Genomic DNA, 16,932 nt, shown 5'->3' on the forward strand with positions numbered 1-16,932 from the left:
TCGGCTGCCACCAGCGTGAAGCCACCCTCGCCGTGTACGCCTACGGTCTGATGAAACCGTCTGGCGCCAGCAGGCCGGCGACCGGCCAGGTAGTCGGACCAATGCTCAAAGGCCGCTGTTGTCCGACGCAGCCTCCTCCATGACCTTCCACGGCTGGGCGATTGTGCCGTCGGGCTCCCATCCGTCCCGTGTCAGTTGGGCGGCCTCCTTGGCCCGGCCCATCTCGTTCAGCAACTCCGCCGTTGACCGCAGGGCATCGCGGTCCCCGGCGGCAGCGGCGCGCCGGTACCAGTCCAGCGCCTCCGGTCGGCGCCCGACTTCCCACAGCATCGACGCCGCCTTGCTCAGCTCGCCAGGGCTGTCCGACGCCGCACGCAGGTACCAGGTGAGGGCCTTGTCCACTTGGTCTGCCTCCCGCAGGATCCTCGCCGCATGTAACGGAGCGTGGCGGTTTCCCGCATCTGCGGCGCGCTCGTACCAGGTGAGCGCCTGGTCCTTCTTCCCCGCCAGCTTCAGCATCTCCGCACCCCACATCAGGGCGAGCTCGTCGCCCGCCCCGGCCGCTAGGTCGTAGTAGGTCAGCGCCTCCGCCTCCTGCCCCGCTCGCTTCAGAACCACCGCGATCTCCCGCAGTGCCCCCGCATCGCCGGCCTCCTGCCGCTCCTGCAGCCACGCGAATGCTGCCTCCTCCCGGCCCGCCTCCGTCAGCAGCGATGCCGCCGCCCCCAGCGCCATGGTGTCCCCGGCGTCGGCGCGCTCGCCGAGCCACGTGAGCGCCGCCTTCGTCCCCTGCAACTCCTGCATCAACTCCGCCGCGCGATCGAGGAAGAGGAATCCACCGAGCACGTCGACGGCCCGCAGGTACCAGCCGAGCGCCTCTTTCCGCCGGCCCGCCGAGTCCAGCCTGCGGGCAACCCACTGCAAGGAGCTTGAGTCGCCCTGATCGAAGGACTTCTCGTACCAGGGCAGCGCCTCGTTCATCAGGCCCAGCTTCTGCAGAGTCTGGGCGATGTGCAACGCCAGCGGAGCACCGGCCTTGTCACCGCGCAGGAACCACTCGAGGGCTTCCTCCAACCGTCCTTCGTCCTTCAGCATCCTGGCCATGGCCCGCACCGCGGCGAGGCTTCCGGCCTCGGCCCTGCCCCGCAGCCATGCAAGCGCCGTGTCGACCCCCTGCGCCTTCTGCAGAATCCGCGCCTCGGTGTGGACGGCGTCGGCGTCATCGGCCGCAACAGCACGGAGGTGCCAGGTGCGCTGCTCATCCGTTCGGCCCGCGTCCTTGAGCAGGGCTGACGCCAGCCGCCACCCCTCACGACGGCCGGTGCCATCGCCGTCCGCAGCGGCGGCGTAGAGGCGCATCGCGATCCGCAGCAGGCCCCGGTCCCAGGCGGCACTCGCGAGGCGGGCACGCTCGCCCGGGGCCGCGTGCCGGACGAGCGCGTCCCACGCCGCGCCAGGTGCGCGGTCGCCGCGTCTGAGCTGCTGGCCGTGCTGTTCGAGGTAGTCGGCCAGGCGGTAGTCCGGCCGGGCCGATTCCGACCGATGACCGGCCCGGGGACGGATCCGGGTGAGCGGGCCCCGGGTACCGCGCAACGGCATTGCCGTGTAGGCAAGGGCGCGTTCCAGCCAGTCGTCGTCCAGCAGATCCCACTCGATGTCAGTGAGGTAGCCCTCGGCGGCGGCCTCCAGCAGGGGCAGCGGAAGTACGGGACCGTGACCCAGCCGACGAACGTCCATGGCGGCTTCGATCAGCGCCCGCGCTGCTGGCGGCGCGGCGCCGTAGCGTTCGAGCAGGGCGGGTGCGCCGGCGAGGTATTGGGTGATCTGGCCTTGTTCGGCGCGCTGGAGGGCCTCCGCTAGGCGGGAATCGCTGGCGGCCGAGGACCGGGCCGCCACCAAGTCCTCGCCCGTGAACACACCAGGGACGGCGATGCTTCGGTTTTTGACCAGTTGGCGGGCCTGGGCGTGAGGGTCCGAGCCCCGGCTCGACTCGGAGGTCAGAGAGGCCCAGTGCTCGGGCCAGACGGTGCCCAGGATCAGAATCGGCCCCCTGTCGCAGGCGTTGAGTAACGCGCGCAGGCTGGCGGCGGCCCGCGCGCCGTGCTCAGGGTCGAGCAAGTAGTGCTGGGCCTCGTTGAGCCACACCACGGTCTGCGGCGCCACCCGGTCCAACTGGTCGATCAAGGCCGACGCACGGTCTGGCTCAACGGGATGCCACAGCCGCCAGCCGTGCGGCAGCCGTCGGACAGCCTCCCAGCAAGCCCGGGTCTTGCCTGTCGACGAACCGCCCACCAGCACCACGACGTCGCTGCGCCCGCCTTCCACTACGGCGGCAACCATCTGGGCCAGGTTCGCATCGAAACCCCGGTGGACGTAGGCGGGCAACGCGCTTCGCCCGGTGCCGACCTCCGTCGGCGACAGCGCCGGGTGCACCTCCAGATCGTCGACAAGGAGCCGGTCGTCGTACTCGCCGATCGGCCGGCCGGCAGGGACGCTCTTCCGCGCCTCCTCCCACAACCTGCGTACCTCATCGGCAGCGTGGTCATGGTCCCGCTTGGCCCAGCGTGCCAACACGACCGCGACCGAGACCGCGTCCGCCCGGCCGGGTGGGAGGGTGGGCGAACTGATGCAGCGTGCGATGGTGTCCCGGCTCGGTGCGCCCGGCAGGCTGTCATCGTCGGAGATGGCTGCTGCCATATTGGTGAGGCTGGGCGTGCCTGCCGCCGTGTACAGGTCGTACAGCAAGTCCTTCAGCTGTCGCAGCTCAAGCGGCCACCCTGCCTGGGCACGCGCCACCGGCCGCGGCCTCCTTCTGCCTGCCGCGCGATCTCCCGCGTCGCTATCCATCGCACCATCGTCCCCGACATAAGGGGCCAGTGAATCTGAACGGCAAAAACAGACAACCAAGTCGGCGGAGCATCGCAACTCATAGTCGATCTCCAAATGGGTCTCAACGTGGACAGCAAGCCGGCCGGCTGCCCATCATCCGCCACGACTTCATGGAGATCCCATGCTCCGCACTCACCTGACGCGCCGTGAACGCCTCGCCCTGGCCGGATCAGCCCTGGGCGGTGCCGTTGCCGGCGCCTTCCGAGCTCTCACTTCCTGGCTCCTGGAGGAGTTCAGCCGGTAACCCACAGCCGGACCGCATGGACGTAAGGTCGGGGCTGGAAGCGGAGCGTACGCACTACGCCAGCGTGCCAGCCCCCGACCCTGCACTTCCGGGATGCAAGATGACCTGCGGCTGGAAGGCCGGGGGCTGCTGCTGGTGCCTTCACCGTCCGGGTCGGAATCACCGGTCGTCGACCCCGATGCCGAGCCCCAGCCCTTCCTGACCTACCCCGCCAACTCCGGTGGGGACCTCATCCCTTTGATCTCCGCCCAGTCCACGGTCGGAGGCACTTCTGCGGCTCTGGAAGACCGCCTCTCTCGGGAGAAGACGTTGTCCTGGGGGGTGGGCCTGCGTCAGCTGTGCAGCGTGAGGAGGAGGAGCCCGGTGCGGGTGAGGGCGTGCACCCGGCTGTTGCGGTGTCGGAGAGTGGTGACCAGTGCGGCCTGTCCTCGGGACGGTGGCGTGTTGGCTGGCACCGAAGGCACCGACGTCGGGCGCGTCGATCTCGGTGCGATCGATGATGCCAGTCGTTCCGCTCGAGCCGAGGCGGTCGATGACCTCGGCCAGGGTCCACATTCCTCACGTCGGGGCTGACGGTGCAGCCTTGCTCGGCGAGCAGAGGCCGCACCTCATCGACGGCTCGGGTGATGGTGGAGCGGTCCAAGCCGAACCAGCAGGCCAGCACGTCGGGAGTGGCTCCATGACGAAGATGGACGAGGGTGGCCAGCAAGCGGTCGACGAACATCAGGCGATGTTTCGGCCCGCCACCCACGACCCCCTTCCGCGGCCGAGAGGCCAGCTTGGCCTGGTGCCGCTCATGCCGCAAAGGACCTCTCTCAGCTACAAGTTCAGCGATCACATCGCCCGTCAGGCCCGTGATGCGACGGTTGCTGATGATCACTGCACGAGCCCTCTTCCCCACCACCCGACCAAGATCCACCATTGCAGGCTCGACGTCTCACCATTTGTCGTGCACGAGTTCGTCAGGGCCTTCCGATGTGCTTGAAGTCCGTGGGATGCGCCAACCGGCCCCTGCGGTAAAGGGCGAGAACGCGGCCGGCGATCTTGATGAGCCATTTCGGGGACTGTTGGCGCACGTCCTCGCGCCGAGTCTCCCATTCGACCGTTACTTCTCCGTACAGCTCCACGGTCAAAATATTGATCTTCCCCTCCAGTCCTTGGAGGTAGGCTCCCAGCCGAATGATGGACTTGTTGCTCGTCCGCCAGTAGACGACGGCGAGTACGAAGAAGGCGCCGATTCCCCCGATGAAGATGCCCGACAGCCCCTGCTTTCCACCCGTGAGCAGGATCGTACCCACGGCCGACGCCAGGACAGCCATCGCGCCTATGAAGTTGATGAGTTGACTGCGGGCGACGATGCGCTGGTCAATTTCGCGACGGAGCCACTCGTATTCCCTGAGCGCGATGTCCAGGAGTTCCTTCAGGTCTTCGCGCGGGAGCTGCTGCGGCATGTCCCCTCCCCAAGGCGTCCCCCATGAGGAATCCCCCGCCGCACCTTCGCCGAACCGTCCCCGAGGTAGAGGACGGGGCGGGCCCGGATCAGCGGAGTGGTTCGGCGAAGATCGAGGAACGGAGGCCGTACGCAGGTGTCGCTCCAGGTTCCACGTACCACTCCCGCCCCAGCAGCAGACCGAAGACGGCCACTGGCAGTCGCAGGACGAAGCGCATCAATGGGGCGAGTCGACCCGTACCGTGCACCTGCGACTGGTGTGCGGCCAGTGCCGCCCGTCTGCGGCGGGCGGCACGCCGTGTGTCGACGCGATGCGTGATGGCAGCGCGTGGGGTATAGGCGCCACGGAACGCCTCGGTGATCTCGCGCGGGGACAAGCCAAGGCAGCAAGCCAGGCGCAGCGCTCGGACGAGGGGCTCTCTTGGCAGCGTCGCCTCTAGCAGGAGAGCGACAGAGGCACGCGTGGCGGCGCTACGGCCGACCTCGTGGACCTTCACATGGTCAGGGTGGCCATAGCCACCGTTGGCGTCGTAGCTCAGCAGGACGTCTGCCCGCTCGGCCCTGAGGATCTCCGCGAGCCGCTCTGCCGCCTCGTCCGTGTCAACCCTGGCGAAACGGACGCGGCCGGGAGGATCGGGGAGCATCGGCTCGTCCCTGCCGCTGTCCGCGTACCCGAGGTGGACAACGCGGTGGACACCCAACGCAGCAGAGCTTGCCCGCAGTTCCCGCATCCGCACGGACTCCTCGCCGGTTGCCTCGCCGGTGTTGCCGTCAGTCGCCGTGACCAGTACGACGCGGTGCCCTTCGGACGCGGCGCACGCCAGGGTGCCCCCCGTCATCAGCACTTCGTCATCGGGGTGGGCGTGGAACGCCACAACAGTAGCCATACAGCCATCTTCCATGGACCCGTGCCGGGAGTGGGCCGGGAACCCTTAGAGGCAGTTTCCCTGTAAGATTGCGCGTGCATTCCGTGCAGGATTTCGCGTTCGATCCGTACAGGAACTCGCCCGGAAAACGTGCAGCGTACGGACGGTGCGAGACCACCAGCAGCAACGCGTCCCCTCCTGTCACACCTGGGCGTGCGGCCCTATGAGGTTTCGTGCCGGACTCCTGACACTTTCCGGGTCCGCTCCTGGCCAGGTCCCGATGACACGGGATACGCCCCACGCCTCGACGGCAGGTGGCGTAGGCAGCACGCGACGCAAACCATCCCGGGTCGCACGGTCCGCGGCCATGTCTGCGACCGTCGCACTGCCCCGTACCCGGATCGTCGGCGCCCGACGAGATCGGTGCCGCCCGGGGACTTTGCAGGCCCGGCCGGCACGCCTCGGCACGGCGCGGGGGCGACGGGGGCGGGGGCGAGGGCGCGCACGGTCGACGTCGTGCGCCCTGCCGCGGCCGGCCCGCCCGGCCGTAGCGTCACGACCAGGCCCTGGCTGCCCGCCGGGGCCGTGCTGCGGAAGGCGCCGGGTGTGGAGCGACGCAGTGTGCTGGCGGCGGGAGTTGCCTTGGGGGCCGGTATCTTCGCCGACCCGGTGGCAGCGTGGGCGGCCCCGGCGCCGCGGTTGTCCGCCGGCGACGTCGCCGCGGGCGGCCGGCTGTTCGCCGCCGGCGTCTACGCCCGGCTCGACCAAGTGCTGCCGCTGCTCCTGGACGGCGCCGCGCACAGCATCGAGCCGGGCCCGGCCGGCGCCGCCCGGGCCGCCGGCGTCCCAGCTCGCGGTCAAGCAGGACCGCACCGAGGCCGCCGGCGACTATGCGAGCCGGGCCGGCGCCGCGGCCCGCCGCTCCGGCGATCCGGTGGTGCTCGCCGACGCGGCCCGCGAGGTGCCGGGCGGTCGGCCTCCCGTCCCCGGCGTCCTCCCCGCCGACGCGGGGGTGCTCCGGGCAGTCTCCCCGGTCCCTCGGCTCTCGGTTCTGCGATGCGGGTGCGCTGGGTGCGGATCTCACGCTCGGCCTGGGCCTCGGCGGGCCTCGGCGGGGGGCACGGAGGGGGAGGAAAATCTGCCCGGCCACGCCGACGGGCCGGGCAGGTGCATGCCGTCCGTACGCGCTTAGTACGCAAATTGAACCCTCCATGGTGCGGTCGGCCAGCACGCGCGGTGCAGTAGGCGGCGGGGCCGACCGCGTGGAGGGGCAGACGGCTATCCCCAGTTCCAGCTCGTCGAGCACGGCAGCGGCACCGCACGCCGCCCGCGCAACAGGTGAAGCGGATGTCGGGCTTGCCCAGGGTGGCGAAGATGAAGCGCCCTCGACAACGACATCGAGGTAGCCGAGCGCGACGACAAGGTGCTGGTTTACGACCACCCCGTCGGCAAAGAGGGACTGCTCTGGAAGCACCTCCTGCCCTGGTGGCAGGAAACCCGAGGTATCACTGATCAGGAGCAGGCAGCCCGGGCCCTCTACAACCGTATGAAGGACTCCCTGCCCAAAGAATCCACAGGGCAGCAGAACCTGTTCTGGTACTACCACCACGCCAACTGGGACCGCCTGAGCGGCGTGCACGCCATGCAGAACCTGCGGATGGATTTCCTCATGCTGCTCCTGGGCACCCGGCGAGTGGTGCTGGAAGTCGACGGCATGCGGCACTTCACCCGGAACGGCGGCACCGAGCCCGACAGCGCGAAGTACGCCGCCACCATGGCCGGCGACCGCGACCTGAAACTCCGCGGCTACGAGGTGTTCCGGTTCGGCCACGACGAACTCCGCGACCGCGACCGCGCCCGACCTCTGCTCGCTGGCTTCTTCGACACCCTCCTTGACCGCCCACCCGCCGGTCCGTCTCGGGTGTAGAGCTGCCCGCCCAATCCTGATCGGGGCTCCACGGCTGCTGTCGTTCTGCCGCCAAGTCCCGCTGAGGGGTGAAGCCGGGAGGGGTTCCCGCCGGGATGGAGGTACCGCTGTGATCGTCCGACTCCTAGATGATCGATTCCAAGGGGGCAGTGGCCGTGGGCCGTGGGGGCGGGTCACCTCTCTTGATCTCAACCATGCTTGAGGTAGCAGCATCGTCGGCATGAACACGGATTCCACGGCGTACGCCGCAGACATCGAAGCCGTCAAGCAGGTCGTTGCCACCGTCGAGCACTCTCAGCAACACAAGGACCCCGACGAATTCCTCGCCCTCTTCCACCCCGACGCGGTCTGGACGACGGCCCACGGCAAGGTTCTCATCGGCCTCCAAGCGATCTCGGAGTTCACCCGGAAGGTACTCCCCGCGGCCAGCTGGGACGGCAAGGTCAGCTACGAGGTGATCCACGTGCTCTTCATCCGCCCCGATGTCGCGGCGGTCAAAGTGCGTCAGCGCTACCTCTCCCCGGACGACGAGAGCGAGGGTGCTCCGCTGTACGTGATGACCAAGCAGAACGACGGCCGCTGGCTGTTGACCGCCTGCCAGAACACGCAGGTCGCTACCGACTGACCTCTTCGAACGGACTGGCTGCACGCACGAAGCGAGGGCGTCCAACATCAGTGTGTGAAGACAGAGTTGGACACCCTCGCGACCGCACTGCATGTGAGAACCGATGACATGCTGAAGTCGTCTCCACATTTGGCACCATGGCGGCCGGTCGTGGGGATCGCCCCGCGGCTCACCGACGCCGAACTGGTCACGCTGGCGATGATGCAGGCCATGCTCGGCTTCACCTCCGAGGCCAAGTGGCTCCGCCATGCCCGCGCCCACCTGCAACATCTCTTCCCGTACCTGCCCAAGCAGCCTGGCTACGACAAACGGCTGCGCAAGGCCGCCGGACTGCTCCGCCGGGTCACCCGGCTGCTGGCCACCGACACCTCCGTGTGGAGCGACGACGTGTGGATCGTGGACTCCACACCGGTGGAATGCGGCCGTTCCCGCGAGACCGTCAAACGCTCCGACCTGGCCGGATGGGCCGAGTACGGCTACTGCGCCAGCCACAGCCGCTTCTTCTGGGGCCTGCGGCTGCACCTGGTTTGCACCCTCCAGGGTCTGCCCGTCGCCTTCGCCCTGACCGGGGCCAAGGCCGACGAACGCGAGACCTTGCTGGACCTCCTCGCCGCCGAATCGGCACTCGTCACCGCCCTGCCCGGCCAGACGCTGATCGGCGACAAGAACTACTTCGGCTGCGGCTTCGAACACGAACTGGCCGAGCAGGACATCCGGCTGCTGCGGCCGGCCCGCAAAGGCGGGCCAGAACGGCCCGGGGCACCCCTGTTCAGGCCGTTGCGGCAGGTCATCGAGTCGGTCAACGAGACCTTCAAGGGCCAACTCGATCTCGAACAACACCGAGGGCGCACACCCGGCGATGTCATGGCCCGCGTCATGCAGCGCATCCTCGCGCTCACCACCGCGATCTGGCACAACGACCACACCGGACAGCCAGTCCTACGCTCACTGACCGACTACGACCACTAACCACAGAGCCCTTGGAATTGATCATCTAGACCGGTCGTCGATGCCGCCCGACCGCCCCGCCGGCGGAATGCGGGAGATCCCGCGGCCGGGGTGGGCCGGGTGCGTGCTGGTGTCGGGTGGCGGCCGGGTGATCGCGGGACTACAGGGCCATGACCACGGGACTACAGGCTTGCGAAGAACGTCGCGTGACGCAACGGTCTCCTGCCTCGTTAGCAGTGATCACCGTCTATTCCAACAGAAGGTTGGTGATGTCCATGCGACAGCGTTTTCGATTCCAGGCAACCGCCGCCGGTACGGTGGTGCTGCTTGCCGCAGGTGCCGTCAACGCCTCAGCTACCACGATCATCGGGTTCGGCAACGCGGCTAGCAACAACGCATGCACCAACACGGGCGCTCCTACGCTTCGTGGCGCTACCACCGCGGGACCAGGTGTTGTGAACGCGCTGAACGCGGCCGTGCCCGTCGGCTCGCCCACCAACAACTGTGGCGGCCTCGGATGGAAGAACGGTGCCGTCGTGGGTGGCATTCTTGGCTACGTGTACAGCAAGCACCCGGCACCTTCCTGAGGTAGCCCAGCCTCGAACCACGGGCCGGAGCCATCGCCGACGCCCACAAGCAGGACGCACCCTACGGAGCAGGTACATCCGTGCTCCCACCCGCGTGATGGTGCTCAGATCGCGCTTCGCCGGCCCGCGCCGTAGAAACAAGACATGAACGCTGATGATCAGGTCTACCACCCGGGCGAAGTGGTGCCGCAGTCTGGGATCTACCAATGTGATTGTGGGCAGTCGCACGAGTACAGCACGGACGTCAAAGGCCACCGCTTTCCCCCGCTGCAGAACGGATGCAGCGGCAGTGGCTGGAAGCTGAAGACCGCCGCCCACCCCAGTTGAGCGCCGACGGCAAGTCCCGGTGTCTGTGCTGCAGGTGATGTCGTCGACATCGTCTCGCAGCTGACGAAGGATGTCAGCGGTCGGCGGCTAGCTGGAGGTGTCGGCCATCTGCTGCTCGTGGTGGCGCTTGAGTGCGTCACGGGCCGCGAGGACATCGGCCGGGGCGAACTCGCTCCAGTACGCGTGCGTGACGATGGCCGTGGCGAGTTCGGCTTCCCGCGCCCGTAGCCGCGCGATCTCCGCCGCGTCCTGGGGATCCCAGCCGGGGGAGGCGGGCCGGGACGACTGCCGCCAGGCGTTCTCGTGCGTCTCCCACGCGAAGGGCATCACCGTGGCGGTGTGGGTGAACACCCTGCCCCGGCTGCAGCGCGGCGAGCCCTGGTACGAGATCGGCGTCGACGACCCGCACCGGCGCCGCGAGCGCTATCCCGAGCCCGTCGGCCGCTGACGCCGCACGCGACGCCGGGCACACCCCTGCCGCGAAGGGGGCTGCCCGGCGTCCGGCCCGGCGGAACTCCCGCTGGACCGCGAACCGTACGAGAGTCTCGTCAAGGCCGTCCTCGCGTGGACCGGCGAGGACCCGCTCACGACCCGCGATTACGAGCAGATCGCCCTCCAGCTGACCGGTCACGCCCGCGCGGCCGCTTCCGACGTCCGCCGCCGCGCCGCCCAGCTGCCGAAGGACAGCGGCCCCAAGGCGCTCGCCGAGGTCGTCCTGCGCGAGGCGGAAGGTCGACTATCCGCGACGCTGGAGGGCACCGTGCACTGTGTCCAGAACCGCGCCCGCCTCGTCCGCGCCCTGTATGAACGCCTGGACCGCCTGGCGACCGCACTCGTCACGGGGACCGTCTGACTGCCGCGCACCCGGACGTGATCGAACAGGTTAGTCGGGTTGGCACGCCGAATAGAGTGAGCCGTATGGACATGCGCAGGATCGTCGCGCAGCTGGCTGGGGAAGTCGAGCAGCAGATCCAGGAGCAGGTGTGGGAACCGGCGGCGAGTGACCGCGCACTCGCTCTTAAGGCTGTGACCGGCCTGCGCGACGCTGTCGGTCCGCAGGATGTCCAGGAGGCGTTGTCGCAGATCGAGCGGCTTGAACGACTGCGGGAGACGCTCGCCGTCCTGGCGGTCTCCCTCGCTCGCACTCACGAACGCATGGCCTGGTTCCTCGCTGGTGCTGTGAACGCGCTCGAACCGGTCTTGCGCTGGCGTGCGATGCCTGCCGGCCGTGGCGGCACTTTCGGCACTGTGCCGACGGGGTCATCTCCCGCCCGGAGTATCTTGCCCGGCCCGAGCACGCAGCGCAGGCACTGGGCCGGGCCGACGACGACCCGCTCCTGTCCGTGGCGCGCACCGCCCACGAGCGGGTGTTCGCGTCGATGGACGTGAACCAGGACGGACGGGTGACCTTCGCGCAGTACGAGGCATGGGCGGGCGCGGAGGCCTTCGACGAGGTATGCAGGCCGGCCCTTGGATCGCTGTTCGACCTGGCCGACACCGACAGCGACGGACACCATGACCGGGCAGAGTTCACCCGGCTGCGCCACGCCCTGGGCAACCCCGCCGACAACGCCCGTGCGGCCTTCGACGCGCTGGACGAGGACGGTGACGGCCGTATCGACCGCGACGCCTACCTGGCACAGATCCGTTCCTTCGTCACCGACGGGTCCTCTTCCATGGCGCGGGCCCTCCACGCGCAGGCCCACAGCTGACCGTTGGCACCACCCGGCACCCCGAGCCCGTGGGCCGGGCCGCTCGCCGGGCCGGTCGCGCTGGTGTCCTTCGCCGCGGCCACCGACATCGTGCTCGCGGCCCGCGTCCAGCTGTCCGGCGCGGAGACCATGGACGATCGAGACGCTCCGCACCCTGACCTGCGGCCTGTCCTGGAACACGCGTTACACCGGCCCTGACGTCGCACTGGAGGTCACGCTCGGCAAACGGCAGGAACCCCCGCTGCACGCGGCCCATACCGTCGGCCTCACCCGGCTCTCCGTCGGCGCCCGCAGCACACCAGGGGAGGGCGCTGCGTTCACTGCGACGGCACCGAATTCGCCCGCCCACTATGGGAGCCGTCGTTCTCAGCCGGCCACGACGTCGCGTAGTTCCCGTACGGCGCGTTCGCGGTGGTGCTGGGCGGGGATCGCCTCGTACAGGTCCAGGGCGCGGCGGCGGACCAGGCCGGTGCGGTAGTCCGGGGGCAGTGCGGTCAGGGCGGTGACTGTACGGCGGCACGCCTGCTCGGTGTCGCCGTCGTGATGGGCACAGGCGGCACCGTCGATGGTCAGCAGGGTGCGCGTCATGGTGCTGGTCGGTGCGGATAGTTCCAGGGCGCGCTGCTGGCTCTCGTTTGCGCGGCGGGTGTCTGCGAGGGTGGTGAAGGCGTGGCTGAGGTGGACGTGGTGTTTCTGCTCGCCGTAGGTCAGCCAGGTGTCCGACCGCTCGCCCTCAGGGAGGCGTTCCATGAGGGCGTCGGCATCGGCGAGCGCCTGGCGGGCCTGCTCGCTCTGGTGGTTGAGGGCGTAGGCGCGAGCGGCGACCGCGGCCGCCAGCGTCGCCGCAGCGGTCGGCCGGGTGCCGGCGATGTGGCGGGCCTGTTCGGCGAGGCCGGCCGCTGCCCTCGGGGCGCCGTAGTTGAGCGGCACCATCGCCTCACGGGCGAGGACCCACGCGTGCAGCTGCTGGTCGCCGGATTCGGCGGCGGCCCGGGCGGCGGTGGCGAACCACGCGCGGGACTCCTTCCGGCTGCCCAGGTCGTGTAAGACGATCGCGGTCATCCCGGCCATCTGCCCGGCCGTCCGGCACAACCTGGCCCGGACCGGTGCGGGCTGCGGGATGGTGAGCAGCGGACGCAGACCAGCGAAGTCCGAGACCAGATCGGCCAGCACACGGGTGGGGGCTTGGCCGTGGTAGCCGTACCCGTAGCTCTCGGCTGCGGCCTCGAGGTCGGCCAGGTCCTGGGGCGTGTCGGGGGAGAGGGTCTGGTCGACGTCGGTCCGGGCGGCGGTGAGGGCGGCGAGTGCCGGGGCGGTGAGGCCGGCGGCGAGCGCGCCACGCAGCATGTTGCGGCGCTTCATCGGGTCATCTCCATGGTCGGACTCCGTGCCGAGGGCGGCGGTGTCCTCCCAGGGTTGCGCAGCGAGCCCCAGGAGGGCACCGGGAATGCGCAGACCGCCGGAGATTCGCTCGACAGTTGCCAGCGCGGTGACAGCTGCGGTGCCCCGAGCGATCTGGCTGACTCGTTCGGACTTGAGCGCGCACGCCTCCGCAATCCGGTTGTAGGAGATCCCCTCGTCGTGCGCCATGGCGAACACCGTGGTGAAGTCGCGCACGCGCAGGGCCCTCACGAACGTGGGGTCGGCCAGCAGACAGTGCGGCATCTGGGCGGGTGACGGCGGTAAGTCGTCCACAAGTCCCCCTGAAAGCTCGTGGAATGACGCTGCGTCAGCCTGACGACCATACCCACCATGGGGGCCCCATGACGGGGTTATCGCCAGCCGTTCTCGTGGCTGTACTAGCGGGTGTCGCGGCCGTGCCGTCAGGGCTCGGCCGACCGATCAGAAGGAGGGTCCTCATGCAGAGTCCCGCCACGCCCCCGCCCGCCACGTCCGGGCCGTCGACCGGCGGCCTGGTCCGCTCCCGCCGGGCGATCGTCGCCGCCCGGGGCCGCAACGCCATCCCCTCGGACGGCGGCGGCACCGGCAAGAGCGACGGCAACGACTGACGGATCGGGAGCCCTGACGCGATGACGGATCTGTCCATCGCGGCGTGCCTGGGCGAGGACTTCCTCGCCCAGGCACTGCACCGCGAACACCGCCACGTACCCGGCGCGCTCGATGTCGCCGGACTGATGACCTGGGACGACCTCAACCACATCCTCGCCGCCCACCGCTTGGAGCCGCCGCGCATGCGGCTGTCCCGCGACGGCGAGACGCTGCTGGTCGGCGCCTACACCACGCCGGTGGCCACGCGACGGCACACGGTGTGGCACCGCCTCCACCCGGCCGAACTGCACGCCCGCCTCCAGGAGGGCGCCTCGCTCGCCCTGGACAGCGTCGACGAACTCCACCCGCCGCTCGCTAGCCTCTGCGAAGCGATTGAGCGTGACCTGCGCACCCGCGTGCAGGCGAACCTGTACGCGTCGTGGACCAGCACCGAGGGGTTCGGTGTTCATTGGGACGACCACGACACCGTGATTGTCCAGCTGGACGGCGCGAAGCGGTGGCGGATCTACGGCACCACCCGCCCGTTCCCGCTCTACCGCGACATCGACGACCCGGGCGAGGCACCCACCGAGCCGGTCGCCGACCTGGTCCTCCATCCCGGGGACGTGCTGTACGTGCCACGCGGCGTGTGGCACGCGGTCTCCGCCGACCAGGGCACCCGTTCCCTGCACGTCACCTGCGGCCTGCAGACCCACACCGCGACGGACCTGATGGCGTGGGTGTCCGAGCAGCTGCTCACCCATGAGGACTGGCGCCGCGACCTGCCGCTGCTCGCCGCCCCGGACGTCCAGGCCGACGGCATGGACGGGATGCGCAAGCGGCTCGCCGAACTGCTGGACGACCCCGAGCTGCTCGCCCGCTACCGGGCCGCGATGGACGGCCAGGCCGTCGGCCGCATGATGCCGAGCCTGCCGTACATCGACGGCATCCCGGCCGACCCACACCTGCGGGTGCGGCTGACCACCGCCCGCGCCGTGCTGGACGTCGGCGACGACGTCGTGACCCTGTCCGCCGTCGGCACGGTGTACGACTTCGCCCTCGAGGCGGAGGCGGTGCTGCGCCCGTTGGTCGACGGCCGCACCGTGGACCTGGCCGCGCTCGCCGACACGGCTGGCCTCGCCTTGGAGGACGTCGTCGGGCTGGTCCAGGAGCTCGTTGCCGGGCAGGCCGCCGTGGTGGGGAGCCTGTTGTGACAGCGGAGCTCGCTCTGGGTACCTACCGGTGCCGGGCGATCCCGGAGGCGGCTGCCCGTGCGGCCGCCTCCGGCGCGCGGTGGATCGACACCGCCCCGAACTACGCCGCAGGCCGCGCCCAGGACGTGCTGGCTCCGGTCCTGGCCGCCCACTCGTCCCTGCGGGTCTCCACGAAAGCGGGGTACTTCACGGCGGCCACCGGCACCGACGCGGTGAACGCCGGTGTCCTCACCGAGGACCAGGCGGTGACCGGGCACAGCCTCGCCCCGGACTACGTGCGCTGGCAGGTCCCCCGTAACCGCGAACAGCTCGGACGTGAGCGGCTGGACCTGGTCCTGCTGCACAACCCGGAACGCGCACACCCCGGCGACCGTCCCGCCCTGCACCAGGCGATGCGGGACGCCTTCGTGGTCCTGGAGGAGGAGGTGGCGGCCGGGAACGTGGCCGGGTACGGGGTCGCCACCTGGGCGGGTCTGGAACAGGAAGCGTTCACGGTGGGGGAGCTGCTCGCCCTGGCCGCCGAAGCCGCGGGCGGACAGCACCACCACCTGGTCGCGGTCCAGCTGCCGGTCAGCCTGGTGATGATGACGCCGATCGTCCAGGCGCTGGACGGCCGGGGGCCGCTCCCGGCCGCCGTGGGCGTGGGCCTGCGGGTGATGGCCTCAGCTCCGCTGCACGGCGGCGAGCTCCCCGGCATGGTCGACCAGGAGCTCGCCGACCTCATCCGGCCGGGCCTGACCCCCGCACAGGCGTGCCTCCTCACCGTCGCGTCATGCCCAGGAGTGACGGACGTCCTCATCGCGGCCTCCAGTACGCCACACTGGAGGGACGCGGCCGACGTCGTCGCCCAACCCTCCCTGACCGCCGCCAAGTTGCGGGAGATCACTCATGTACTCGCCTCCCCCTGACCCGGACACCGAACAGCGCATGCGCACCCACCACGCCCGTGCCGCGAAGGCCCTGGACGTGCAGACCGAGCCGGGCGGGGAGTTCTGGGGTTGGGCCGGGCGCACCCTGGGTGCCCCGGCCCGCACCGCCGCCGGCGCCCCGGCGTGGCTGCGGCTGGTGTCCGCCCCGGAGGCCAAGGCGTCAGGGAAACTGTGGGACGGCGCCATGGACGCACAGCACGCTTTCGGCGACCTCGACGGGCACCGCCCCGAGCTCCTGGCCGTGCACGACGCCGTCGACGACGGCACCGCCTACCGGGCGGAGCTGTCAGCCCGCGTCGACCAGCCCGTCCTGTCCGGCGACCCGATCCTCCAGCACGACCTCCAGCTGCCCGGCTCCTGGTGGGCCGACCTGACCAAGACGCTGGAGAAAGTGTCGGCAACTGTCACTGACCGTGTCGCCGTACGGCAGCAGTACATGAACCGGGCGATCCCCGAGTTCGTCGGCATCCCGGCCCCCGCCGTTACCTGCTGGACCACTGCCCACGCCGACCTGCACTGGGCGAACCTCACCGAGCCTCTGCGGCTTCTGGACTGGGAAGGCTGGGGGCAGGCCCCGGAGGGGTTCGACGCCGCCATGCTCTACGCCTACTCGCTGCGCCAGGAGGACGTCGCCACCCGCGTCCGCGACGCCTTCCCCATCCTGGGCAGCCCGGCCGGCCTCGCCGCCGAAGCGACAGTGTGCGCCCAGCTGCTCCAGACCGTGGCCCGCGGAGACAACCTGGTCCTCGAAGGACCGCTTCGGAACTGGGCCGAGGAACTGCGCCGCCGCTGAGCCCGCGCGGTCGCCCCGCCCATGAGGCCGACCACGCCGGGTGCGGCCCCGACGACGGCTCCGGTCGGGGCGTGTCCGATGTGACACCGAATTCGAACAAGCGATCTAATACCGGTATGGACATGACCGACTTCCCTGACGACCTGGTGCAGACGCAAGCCGCCTGGAACGCCACCTACGACGCGCTCGCCGCACCCCGCCCCCGCAACACCACCGCCCTGCGCCGCCGCCTGCTGCTCCTGTCCGGACGGCTGTGGTGGCACCCCTACTGGGAGACCGTCCCCTCGGTGCCGGCCGCGCGCTGCGAGCTGCGTCAGATGGCCCGTGCCCGGGGAGCCGTCCGGGTCGCGTGACCGGCCGCCTCGGGTCGACCAGGAGCACTGGGTTGGGGCAAGGGTTGCGCCTGGCTGTTGCGCTGGAGGTTGCGCCTAC

At 69.9% G+C, this 16,932-nt stretch carries 21 protein-coding genes; 15 read left to right on the forward strand and 6 right to left on the reverse strand.

The features are described 5' to 3' along the window. Nucleotides 1-105: 105 nt before the first annotated feature. The gene (locus tag ACFYO5_RS11240; protein ID WP_388706961.1) at nucleotides 106-2,796 is read right to left on the reverse strand and encodes a hypothetical protein; all 2,691 of its coding nucleotides are present in this window, start codon (nucleotides 2,794-2,796) and stop codon (nucleotides 106-108) included. Nucleotides 2,797-3,010: 214 nt separating this feature from the next. On the opposite strand from ACFYO5_RS11240, the gene ACFYO5_RS11245 reads away from it, so the two are divergent. Continuing rightward, nucleotides 3,011-3,133 carry a hypothetical protein gene (locus tag ACFYO5_RS11245; RefSeq protein ID WP_388706964.1) on the forward strand — a complete coding sequence of 41 codons (123 nt, stop codon included), beginning with the start codon at nucleotides 3,011-3,013 and terminating at the stop codon, nucleotides 3,131-3,133. Between the two features lie 229 nt (nucleotides 3,134-3,362). On the opposite strand, the gene ACFYO5_RS11250 is transcribed toward ACFYO5_RS11245, so the two are convergent. Further along, the gene (locus ACFYO5_RS11250) at nucleotides 3,363-3,857 is read right to left on the reverse strand and encodes a transposase family protein (RefSeq protein WP_388706966.1); all 495 of its coding nucleotides are present in this window, start codon (nucleotides 3,855-3,857) and stop codon (nucleotides 3,363-3,365) included. On the opposite strand from ACFYO5_RS11250, the gene ACFYO5_RS11255 reads away from it, so the two are divergent. Further along, a complete protein-coding gene (locus ACFYO5_RS11255; RefSeq protein ID WP_388707216.1) occupies nucleotides 3,813-4,118 on the forward strand; it encodes a hypothetical protein in 306 nt (101 codons plus the stop codon). The genes ACFYO5_RS11250 and ACFYO5_RS11255 overlap by 45 nt on opposite strands. On the opposite strand, the gene ACFYO5_RS11260 is transcribed toward ACFYO5_RS11255, so the two are convergent. Both ACFYO5_RS11260 and ACFYO5_RS11265 read right to left on the reverse strand, forming a co-directional pair. Further along, nucleotides 4,096-4,584, reverse strand: a complete 489-nt coding sequence (locus ACFYO5_RS11260) for a hypothetical protein (protein ID WP_388706969.1) — start codon at nucleotides 4,582-4,584, stop codon at nucleotides 4,096-4,098. The two genes, ACFYO5_RS11255 and ACFYO5_RS11260, sit on opposite strands and share 23 nt — an antisense overlap. A gap of 88 nt (nucleotides 4,585-4,672) precedes the next feature. Then, a complete protein-coding gene (locus tag ACFYO5_RS11265) occupies nucleotides 4,673-5,470 on the reverse strand; it encodes a PIG-L deacetylase family protein (RefSeq protein ID WP_388706972.1) in 798 nt (265 codons plus the stop codon). A gap of 1,402 nt (nucleotides 5,471-6,872) precedes the next feature. Between ACFYO5_RS11265 and ACFYO5_RS11270 the strand changes: the two genes are divergently transcribed. From ACFYO5_RS11270 to ACFYO5_RS11290, 5 genes are all read left to right on the forward strand, one after another. Further along, nucleotides 6,873-7,376, forward strand: coding sequence for a hypothetical protein (locus ACFYO5_RS11270; RefSeq protein ID WP_388706975.1), 504 nt, complete (start codon nucleotides 6,873-6,875; stop codon nucleotides 7,374-7,376). A gap of 220 nt (nucleotides 7,377-7,596) precedes the next feature. Further along, nucleotides 7,597-8,001: an SgcJ/EcaC family oxidoreductase gene (locus ACFYO5_RS11275; protein ID WP_388706978.1), complete on the forward strand. Its 405-nt coding sequence runs from the start codon at nucleotides 7,597-7,599 to the stop codon at nucleotides 7,999-8,001. A 54-nt stretch (nucleotides 8,002-8,055) separates the two neighbouring features. Beyond that, entirely contained in the window at nucleotides 8,056-8,970 is a 915-nt protein-coding gene (locus ACFYO5_RS11280) for an IS982 family transposase (RefSeq protein WP_388706980.1), read from the forward strand. A gap of 215 nt (nucleotides 8,971-9,185) precedes the next feature. Further along, the gene (locus ACFYO5_RS11285) at nucleotides 9,186-9,536 is read left to right on the forward strand and encodes a hypothetical protein (RefSeq protein WP_388706983.1); all 351 of its coding nucleotides are present in this window, start codon (nucleotides 9,186-9,188) and stop codon (nucleotides 9,534-9,536) included. Nucleotides 9,537-9,680: 144 nt separating this feature from the next. Next, nucleotides 9,681-9,863: a hypothetical protein gene (locus ACFYO5_RS11290; RefSeq protein WP_388706986.1), complete on the forward strand. Its 183-nt coding sequence runs from the start codon at nucleotides 9,681-9,683 to the stop codon at nucleotides 9,861-9,863. An 87-nt stretch (nucleotides 9,864-9,950) separates the two neighbouring features. On the opposite strand, the gene ACFYO5_RS11295 is transcribed toward ACFYO5_RS11290, so the two are convergent. Then, entirely contained in the window at nucleotides 9,951-10,214 is a 264-nt protein-coding gene (locus ACFYO5_RS11295) for a hypothetical protein (RefSeq protein ID WP_388706989.1), read from the reverse strand. A gap of 169 nt (nucleotides 10,215-10,383) precedes the next feature. Between ACFYO5_RS11295 and ACFYO5_RS11300 the strand changes: the two genes are divergently transcribed. From ACFYO5_RS11300 to ACFYO5_RS11310, 3 genes are all read left to right on the forward strand, one after another. Further along, nucleotides 10,384-10,716 carry a DUF6415 family natural product biosynthesis protein gene (locus ACFYO5_RS11300; protein WP_388707212.1) on the forward strand — a complete coding sequence of 111 codons (333 nt, stop codon included), beginning with the start codon at nucleotides 10,384-10,386 and terminating at the stop codon, nucleotides 10,714-10,716. A 490-nt stretch (nucleotides 10,717-11,206) separates the two neighbouring features. Then, a complete protein-coding gene (locus ACFYO5_RS11305; protein ID WP_388706992.1) occupies nucleotides 11,207-11,575 on the forward strand; it encodes an EF-hand domain-containing protein in 369 nt (122 codons plus the stop codon). 3 nt (nucleotides 11,576-11,578) lie between these two features. Then, nucleotides 11,579-11,773, forward strand: a complete 195-nt coding sequence (locus ACFYO5_RS11310; protein WP_388706995.1) for a hypothetical protein — start codon at nucleotides 11,579-11,581, stop codon at nucleotides 11,771-11,773. Between the two features lie 168 nt (nucleotides 11,774-11,941). Here ACFYO5_RS11310 and ACFYO5_RS11315 read toward each other — a convergent pair whose 3' ends face one another. Further along, nucleotides 11,942-13,270 (reverse strand): hypothetical protein, encoded by a 1,329-nt coding sequence (locus ACFYO5_RS11315; RefSeq protein WP_388706998.1) that lies wholly within the window; start codon nucleotides 13,268-13,270, stop codon nucleotides 11,942-11,944. Between the two features lie 164 nt (nucleotides 13,271-13,434). Here ACFYO5_RS11315 and ACFYO5_RS11320 point away from each other — a divergent pair, with 164 nt between their 5' ends. The 5 genes from ACFYO5_RS11320 (at nucleotide 13,435) to ACFYO5_RS11340 (ending at nucleotide 16,853) form a co-directional block, all read left to right on the forward strand. Beyond that, complete coding sequence (locus ACFYO5_RS11320) at nucleotides 13,435-13,584, forward strand: hypothetical protein (RefSeq protein WP_167358666.1); 150 nt, start codon at nucleotides 13,435-13,437, stop codon at nucleotides 13,582-13,584. A 21-nt stretch (nucleotides 13,585-13,605) separates the two neighbouring features. Next, nucleotides 13,606-14,778, forward strand: coding sequence for a JmjC domain-containing protein (locus tag ACFYO5_RS11325; protein WP_388707002.1), 1,173 nt, complete (start codon nucleotides 13,606-13,608; stop codon nucleotides 14,776-14,778). Further along, nucleotides 14,775-15,686, forward strand: coding sequence for an aldo/keto reductase (locus ACFYO5_RS11330; protein WP_388707005.1), 912 nt, complete (start codon nucleotides 14,775-14,777; stop codon nucleotides 15,684-15,686). The genes ACFYO5_RS11325 and ACFYO5_RS11330 overlap by 4 nt, the downstream gene beginning before the upstream one ends. Continuing rightward, on the forward strand, nucleotides 15,667-16,500 hold the full coding sequence (locus tag ACFYO5_RS11335; protein WP_388707008.1) for a hypothetical protein: 834 nt from the start codon (nucleotides 15,667-15,669) through the stop codon (nucleotides 16,498-16,500). The genes ACFYO5_RS11330 and ACFYO5_RS11335 overlap by 20 nt, the downstream gene beginning before the upstream one ends. 116 nt (nucleotides 16,501-16,616) lie before the next feature. Continuing rightward, nucleotides 16,617-16,853, forward strand: a complete 237-nt coding sequence (locus ACFYO5_RS11340; protein ID WP_388707011.1) for a hypothetical protein — start codon at nucleotides 16,617-16,619, stop codon at nucleotides 16,851-16,853. Nucleotides 16,854-16,932 lie beyond the last annotated feature (79 nt).

Source organism: Streptomyces sp. NPDC006259 (assembly GCF_042870975.1).
In the GTDB taxonomy this organism is placed as follows: domain Bacteria; phylum Actinomycetota; class Actinomycetes; order Streptomycetales; family Streptomycetaceae; genus Streptomyces.